At 75.6% G+C, this 7,124-nt stretch carries 8 protein-coding genes and 1 pseudogene; 1 reads left to right on the top strand and 8 read right to left on the bottom strand.

Annotated elements, in window-relative coordinates:
* From JWR81_RS18570 to rsfS, 6 genes and pseudogenes are all read right to left on the bottom strand, one after another.
* Window positions 1-564: pseudogene (locus JWR81_RS18570) on the bottom strand (competence protein ComEC); the annotation flags it as partial.
* The gene (locus JWR81_RS18565) at window positions 561-1,547 is read right to left on the bottom strand and encodes a ComEA family DNA-binding protein (protein WP_297654050.1); all 987 of its coding nucleotides are present in this window, start codon (window positions 1,545-1,547) and stop codon (window positions 561-563) included. The pseudogene JWR81_RS18570 and the gene JWR81_RS18565, both read right to left, overlap by 4 nt.
* Window positions 1,548-1,712: 165 nt before the next feature.
* A complete protein-coding gene (locus tag JWR81_RS18560; protein ID WP_297654047.1) occupies window positions 1,713-2,573 on the bottom strand; it encodes a DegV family protein in 861 nt (286 codons plus the stop codon).
* A gap of 11 nt (window positions 2,574-2,584) precedes the next feature.
* Window positions 2,585-3,316 carry a diglucosylglycerate octanoyltransferase gene (gene octT, locus JWR81_RS18555; RefSeq protein ID WP_297654045.1) on the bottom strand — a complete coding sequence of 244 codons (732 nt, stop codon included), beginning with the start codon at window positions 3,314-3,316 and terminating at the stop codon, window positions 2,585-2,587.
* Window positions 3,317-3,318: 2 nt separating this feature from the next.
* Window positions 3,319-3,936, bottom strand: a complete 618-nt coding sequence (locus JWR81_RS18550) for a histidine phosphatase family protein (RefSeq protein WP_297654042.1) — start codon at window positions 3,934-3,936, stop codon at window positions 3,319-3,321.
* A complete protein-coding gene (gene rsfS, locus JWR81_RS18545) occupies window positions 3,933-4,328 on the bottom strand; it encodes a ribosome silencing factor (protein WP_297654039.1) in 396 nt (131 codons plus the stop codon). Before rsfS ends, JWR81_RS18550 begins: the two co-directional genes overlap by 4 nt.
* Window positions 4,329-4,861: 533 nt before the next feature.
* Here rsfS and JWR81_RS18540 point away from each other — a divergent pair.
* Window positions 4,862-5,878 carry an aldo/keto reductase family protein gene (locus tag JWR81_RS18540; RefSeq protein ID WP_297654053.1) on the top strand — a complete coding sequence of 339 codons (1,017 nt, stop codon included), beginning with the start codon at window positions 4,862-4,864 and terminating at the stop codon, window positions 5,876-5,878.
* Between the two features lie 246 nt (window positions 5,879-6,124).
* On the opposite strand, the gene JWR81_RS18535 is transcribed toward JWR81_RS18540, so the two are convergent.
* Window positions 6,125-6,526 (bottom strand): STAS domain-containing protein, encoded by a 402-nt coding sequence (locus JWR81_RS18535; RefSeq protein ID WP_297654035.1) that lies wholly within the window; start codon window positions 6,524-6,526, stop codon window positions 6,125-6,127.
* Window positions 6,527-6,584: 58 nt separating this feature from the next.
* Window positions 6,585-7,022, bottom strand: coding sequence for a DUF5313 family protein (locus JWR81_RS18530; protein ID WP_297654033.1), 438 nt, complete (start codon window positions 7,020-7,022; stop codon window positions 6,585-6,587).
* Window positions 7,023-7,124: the final 102 nt, after the last annotated feature.

Genomic DNA, 7,124 nt, shown 5'->3' with positions numbered 1-7,124 from the left:
CCGCACGCGCAGCACCGCGACGGTCAGGTCCGAGCGGGCGGGCGGGGCAAGCAGCCCCTCGGCGGTGACCGCCTGGCCGGGGAGCAGCCCCTCCCAGCCCTCGACCGGCGCGAGCAGCAGCACCCGGCCGCCCGCGACCCACCGGCCGGGCCCGGCCGTGGCCTCGGCGAGCGTGGCGGACACGACGACCTGCGTGGCACCGCCCGGACGCGACCCGTAGGCCGAGCCCTGCAGTGCCCGCGGGTCGTCGCGCAGCACCACGCGCAGCGTGGCCGCCGCACCCCGCTGCGCCTGCTCGTGCAACGGATGGGTGGCGACGAGCAGCGTGTGGGCACCGATCACGAGCCCTGCCGCGGCCGCGCACGCCGACACCGCGAGCAGGGTGGGCGCCCAGGAGCGGCGCCACGCCACGACGGCGGCGCCCCCGGCGAGGAGGGTGACCGTGGCATCGGCGACGGTGCCCAGGCCCAGCCCGACCAGCGTGACCGCCCAGACCGCGAGGGCGGCGGGGACGAGCCGCAGGTCGGGCGGTCGCGCCGGTTCGTCGAGCGTGGGCGCTCTCATCCGACCGTCACCAGCTCACGGAGCTGGGCGAACCGCCGCTCGCCGATGCCCTCGATCTCACGCAACTGGTCGACCCGGGCGAACCGTCCGTTCGACGTGCGCCAGTCGAGGATGCGCTGCACGGTGACCGGCCCGATCCCGGGCAGGGTGTCGAGCTGGGCGGCCGTGGCCATGTTCAGGTCGATCTTCCCCACCGGAGCGGCGGCGCCGCCCGCGGTGGCCGCGCCGGCCCCGGAGCCGGAGCCGGGAGCGGCCGCGGGTGCATCGGCCGCGGGCGAGACGCCCACCGCCACCTGCTCGCCGTCGACGACCTTGCGGGCCAGGTTGAGCCCGGCGAGGTCGGTGCCGGGCAACGCCCCGCCCGCGGCCTCCAGCACGTCGGCGACCCGCGACCCGGACGGCACCCGCACCAGCCCGCGCCTGCGCACCTTCCCCGAGACGCTCACGACGAGCGGCCCGGCCGTGCCATCGGAGGCTGCGACGGGCGCGTCCGGGGAGACCGCGCCACCGGTGTCGGGGACGGCCGAGGGGCCCGACACCGCCACCGCGGGCAGGCCGCTGACCGGCTCGGCGCGGGGCCGCTCGGTCCACACGCCCACGGCCGCCACGACCGCGGCCGCGGCCGCGACCAGGGCCAGCGCGGTGGCGCCCGGGCGGCCCGGGTCCACGCGGGCGCCCCACCACGTCGCGGGGACGAGCCGCCGCACCGCACCGACCAGGCCTCGACGGGCCTGCGGCTCAACCACCACCGGGAACGGCTCGGTGGGCGACCCCTCCGGCTCCCTCCACCGACCCGCTGCCCACGGCTCCCCCGCCGCGAACGGCATGTCCGACACCGCCGTGGATCGGGACGCCGCGCGCTCGGACACCGTCGGCGCGGACGGCTCCGGCCGCGGGGGCAGCGGGGGCGACCACGGGATCGGGGGCGGGCCCAGCACCGCGGCCAGCCGCTCGGCGGAGGCGGGAGGGTCGGATCGGGCCACGTGTCGACGCTAGGACGGGAGAGGGGCCGCGCAGCGGCGATCGCCGAACTGTGGACGGCCATATCCCGATGGGGACAACTCCCCGCTCCAGCCCCGCCGTCCGGGAAAGCCGTCGGCCCCCCACACCACACTGGACACCGGGGGCGGCGCCCTACCCCCGGTCCCTCAGCCCTTCGGCACCACCACGACCGCGAGCAGCCCGGTGCCCACGTGCGCACCGATCACCGCACCCACCTCGGAGACGAGCAGCCGCGCCACGTCCAGCCGCTCCCGCAGCCGCGCCGCGAGCTCGTCGGCGCGCGCGGCGGCGCCGAGATGGTGCACCGCGATGTCCACGGGCCCCTCCCCCGCCGCCTTCACCGCCAGCTCCACGAGCCGCTGCGCCGCCCGCGCGGTGGTGCGCACCTTCTCCAGCGGCACGATCCGCCCACCGGCCACGTGCAGCAGCGGCTTGACGGCGAGGGCCGTGCCGAACAGGGCAGCGGCGGTCCCGATCCGGCCACCACGACGGAGGCGCTCGAGCGTGTCGACGGAGAAGAACATGCGGCAGCGCGCGGCCACGTCGACCGCGGCGGCCTCGACCTCCGCGCCGCCGGCCCCCGCCTCGGCGGCGTCGGCTGCCGCGAGCACCGCGTACCCGAGGCCCATGCCGGCCGCGCCGGAGTCGACGACGCGCACGCGGTCGGCCCCGACCTCCTCCGCAGCCACCCGCGCCGCATCCCAGGTGCCCGACAGCTCCCGCGACAGGTGCACCGACACCACGCCGACGGCCCCGGCGTCGAGGGCGGAGCGGTAGCAGGCGGCGAACTCCGCGGGCGTCGGACGGGAGGTCTGCACGTCCAGGCGCCGGTCGGCGAGCGCCACGCGCAACGCGGCGGTGTCCACGTCGACGCCCTCGCGCCCGACCCGCTCCCCCAGCCGTACCTCGAGCGGCACGACGTGGATGCCCCGCTCCTCGGCGGCACCGGGCGGGAGGTAGGCGGTGGAGTCGGTGACGACGGCGATGACCGGGCGGCGGACGGGCACGACGGCGGACCCTACTTCCGCAGCAGCGGGCGCAGCACGGCGGCGCACGCCTCGCCCACGGCGGTGTGGCCCGGCCAGCCCCAGTGCATGCCGTCCGGGTTGCCGTGACCGCCCAGGACGTGCTCGCCGACCAGCGCAGGCAGGTCCAGCAGCGCGACGTCGTGCGCACCCGCCCACTCCCGAGTGGCCCGCTCGGCGGCGGGACGCCCCGCGTGGACGCCCGCGTACTCGGGGGCCCGGTGCAGCGGCGGCAGGATCGCGACGACGGGGATGCCCGGCCGGATCGCCACGACGGCCGCCCGGCACAGGTCCAGGTGGCGCACGGTGAGGTGCGGCGGCAGCGCGACCGGACCGCCGCCGGGGACCGCCCGGGCGAACCCCCACGAGAGCACGGGCTGGGCCCGCCGGTAGCCCGTGCGCACGGCGCGGCGCAGCCCGTCGGGCCGCAGGGCGGGGATCAGCTCGCGGAGCGCGGTGGGCAGCGGCGAGGGCAGCGTGTCCATACCGCCGACGCCGAGCACCAGCGCGTCGACGCGGGGCATCACCGCCCACACGCGCGGGTCGTGGCACAGCGCGTGCCAGGCGTGCCGGGCGGTCCAACCGATGCCGGCGACGAGCTCGGCGCGCCCGCCGAGCGCAGCGGCGGCGATGTTGGGCCACAGCCGCGGGTCGTCGGCGGGTTCGCCCCGCTCGGGGCCGTGGAACGCCAGGGAGTCGGCCAGGACGAGGAGCGTGGGCGGCAAGCTCAGGCGCCCACGTTGTAGCCGGCGAGCCTCCAGCGCGGGTGGTCGTCGCGGCGCGCGAGCGAGGCCCAGCGGCAGTTGCCCATCCCGCCGATCGACGGCCAGGTGGACGTCGGCAGGCCCAGCAGTCCGCACACCAGCCCGGCGATCAAGCCGCCGTGCGCGACCATGACGACGATGCCCTCGGGGTTGTCGGCGTACTCCTCGTCGAGCTCGTCGACGACGGGACGCGCCCGGCGCACCACCTCGATGCGCGACTCGCCACCGGGCGGCGTCCACGCGGGGTCCGACCGCCACGCGGCGATGGCGCCCGGGTAGTCGGCCTCGATCTCGGCGACGGTGCGGCCTTGCCACTCGCCGAGGTTGGTCTCTCGCAGCCGCGGGTCGAGCTTCACCGGCAGGTTCGCCGCCGCCCCGACGACCTCGGCCGTGTCGACGGCCCGTCGCAGGTCGGAGCTGATGATCCGGTCCGGCCCGAGCTGCGCCACCTCGGGCGCCACCACCGCGGCCTGCGCGCGTCCGGTCTCGGTGAGCATCGAGTCGATGTGACCCTGCATCCGGCCCGCTGTGTTGTAGTCGGTCTGGCCATGGCGCAGCAGGACCAGCCTGCGCAGAGTCACCCGGTGCCGTCCTCGTCGGGCCCGGCGGGCGTCAGCGCCTCGGGGAAGGCGATGCGCGGGCAGTCCTTCCAGAGGCGGTCGAGGCCGTAGAAGCCACGCTCCTCGGTGTGCTGGACGTGCACCACGACGTCGACGAAGTCGAGCAGCACCCAGCGTCCCTCGCGCGTGCCCTCGCGGCGCGTCGGCTTGGTGCCCTGCTGCCGCAGCTTCTCCTCGACCTCGTCGACGATCGCCTGCACCTGCCGCTCGTTGGGCGCGGAGGCGAGCACGAAGCAGTCGGTGATCACCAGCTGCTCGGACACGTCGAGCACGACGATGTCCTGCGCCTTCTTGTCCGCGGCGGCGGCCACGGCCACGCGCGCCATCTCCAGCGCCTGGTCCGTCGCGGTCATCGTGCTGTGTCCCACATGAAAGTGCCCTCTCCCGGCCGGCCCGGCGGGCCGACCCATTACCTGGCAACCAGTGTCCCAGCCGTGTGACGGGCACCCGCCGCACGGGGGGCCTACAGCCCGGCCGCACGAGCTGACGACCGGCCCTCACCCTGACCAGCACGTGCTCGACTGCCCCGACCACCCGCGCTCGCGGTGTTCGACAACCGGCCCCTCGGGTGGCCGGTCCGTGACGAGGAGCCGACGTGGGCGGAAGCTCCGGCCGTCGGACGGCAGGGCCGCGTTCGCCGGCATCGCCCGGGCCCCGCGTCCGCGCGGCCGGCTCGTGCTGCTCACCCGGCAGCCGCTCGAGCGCCAGTAGTGGATCAGCGCCTTCCTCGCGATCGTGGCGTGCTCCACGACTCGGCGACGTGGCTGGTCGGGGCCCGACGCGCCTGAACGCCCTCCCGCGGGGTCACCGGCTGCCGCGGCACGAGTCCGCGGACGTGGCTCCCGGCGACGAGAAAGTCGGCATGCGGAGGAGCACGATGGGATCCATGGACTTCCGCCACCTCGGCCGCTCCGGTATGCAGATCTCCGAGATCACCTACGGCAACTGGCTGACCCACGGCTCACAGGTCGAGAACGACGTCGCGACGCAGTGCGTGCGCGCCGCCCTGGACAACGGGATCACCAGCTTCGACACGGCCGACGCCTACGCCAACGGCAAGGCCGAGGAGGTGCTCGGCGCCGCGCTCAAGGGCGAGCGCCGCGAGTCGCTGGAGATCTTCACCAAGGTCTACTGGCCGACCGGGCCCGAGCCCAAGGGGAAGAACGACACCGGCCTGTCGCGCAAACACATGATGGAGTCGATCAACGGCAGCCTGCGCCGGCTGCAGACGGACTACGTCGACCTCTACCAGGCCCACCGCTACGACTCCTTCACCCCGCTCGAGGAGACGATGCAGGCCTTCGCCGATATCGTGCACTCGGGCAAGGCCCACTACGTGGGCGTGAGCGAGTGGACCGCGGAGCAGATCCGCGCGGCACACGCCCTCGCGGTCGACCTGGGGATCTCGCTGGTCTCCAACCAGCCCCAGTACTCGATGCTGTGGCGGGTCATCGAGGCCGAGGTCGTGCCGACCTGCGAGGAGCTCGGTATCGGGCAGATCGTGTGGTCGCCGATCGCGCAGGGGGTGCTGACCGGGAAGTACAAGCCGGGACAGCCGCTGCCCGCGGGCTCTCGCGCCACCGACGAGAAGGGCGGCGCGGACATGATCAGCCGCTTCCTGAACGACGAGACCCTGGCCAGGGTGCAGGCACTGGAGCCGATCGCGGCCGACCTCGGCCTGTCGATGGCGCAGCTGGCCGTCGCGTGGGTGCTGCAGAACCCGAACGTCTCCTCCGCGATCATCGGTGCGTCGCGCCCGGAGCAGGTCGCGGAGAACGTCAAGGCCGCCGGGCTCACCATCCCCGCCGACGTGATGACGCGCATCGACGAGGCCCTGGGCGACGTCGTCGTCCGCGACCCGCAGATCGTCACCCGCTCGACGCCGGCCCGACGGGTGGTCTGACCCCGGCGGCCTCGGGTAGGACAGGCAGCAGCCCGCCTTGCGCCCGACGTGGACCGGACCAGCGCGGACTCGGCCACACGCAGGTCCGGGCGCTGCCGCCACGGAACGCCGGGCGTGGCGGCGGCCGCGCGCAGCACGTCCACGACGTCCGCCGTGAGTGTTCGGCCCGATCGCGCTCGGGATCCGGTGGTGGCGCTTCCCGCCACGCTCGACGCGGACCCGGCCTGGGTGCACGCCCGCCCCTGATCAGGCGTCCAGCGCCGCCCCGACATCCGGGTGCAGCGGAAGCACGGTCGTGAGGTTCATCGCCGCCCACGGGCGGGTCACCACGTGCTGGCCGGGCGGCGCCACCATCCGCACGAGCGGCCGTGCCCGGTCGCCCGAGTGGGCCCCCGTGCCGACGTCGACGAGCACAGCGATCCCGGACGACCCGAGGAACGTCACCTCGGAGAGATCGACGACCAGCAGCCGGAGCTCCGCGGAGGCCAGCGCGTCCTGCAGCGCGGCGGCGACCCGGGGCGCGGTGCGCAGGTCCACCTCCCCCGCGACCGTGACCACCACGGCGGACCCGATCGGGGTGGTGGTCAGCCGGATCAGCTCGTCGAGGGGGGCAGGTCCGTCGGCATCGCCGCTCCGAGGGCTGATCACAGCCGGAAGGTAGCGCGTCGGGCCCGCATCCCCCAACACGGCGCCCGACCGTGGCGGGTCACCCCTGCGCCCCGTCCGCGGGGCCGCCGGTGCGGTACTTCGCCGCATACCGCCGCGCCGCCGCGGCACGCTCGCCCGCGTTGCCCTCGTCGCGCGTCGCCTGCGCCGTGCCCGCCGGGTAGCCGGCCTTGCGGACGCGGTGCTCCACCGACTCCTGCATGTTGTAGAGGGCGTACTGCAGCGCCACGAGCCAGCCGAGCAGGATCCCGACCAGCCGGATCCAGATCGGCCCGGGCACCACCAGCAGCACCGGCACCACCACGAGGCTCATCTGCGCGAAGGCCCGCGCGAAGTGCCGCAGCTGCCAGGTGCGGCAGGTCGCGTCGTACAGGACCCACGTCCGGTAGCGGCTCGGCAGCCCACCGCCCCACGCGTACCAGAGCCAGCGCAGCGGGCCCGGCCGTCGCACGGCGCCGCGTCCCTCGGCCTCGGTCACGAAGAGGACGGTAGCCGTCGGGACGGGTGCGCGCGCCGCTCCTCGACCCGGCCGACCCGCTGCTGCGCGACTACCTCGACCACGATCTCGACGACGGACGGG

Source organism: Pseudonocardia sp. (assembly GCF_025965585.1).
GTDB lineage: Bacteria > Actinomycetota > Actinomycetes > Mycobacteriales > Pseudonocardiaceae > Pseudonocardia.
This window is presented reverse-complemented; position numbering and strand designations above follow the sequence as displayed.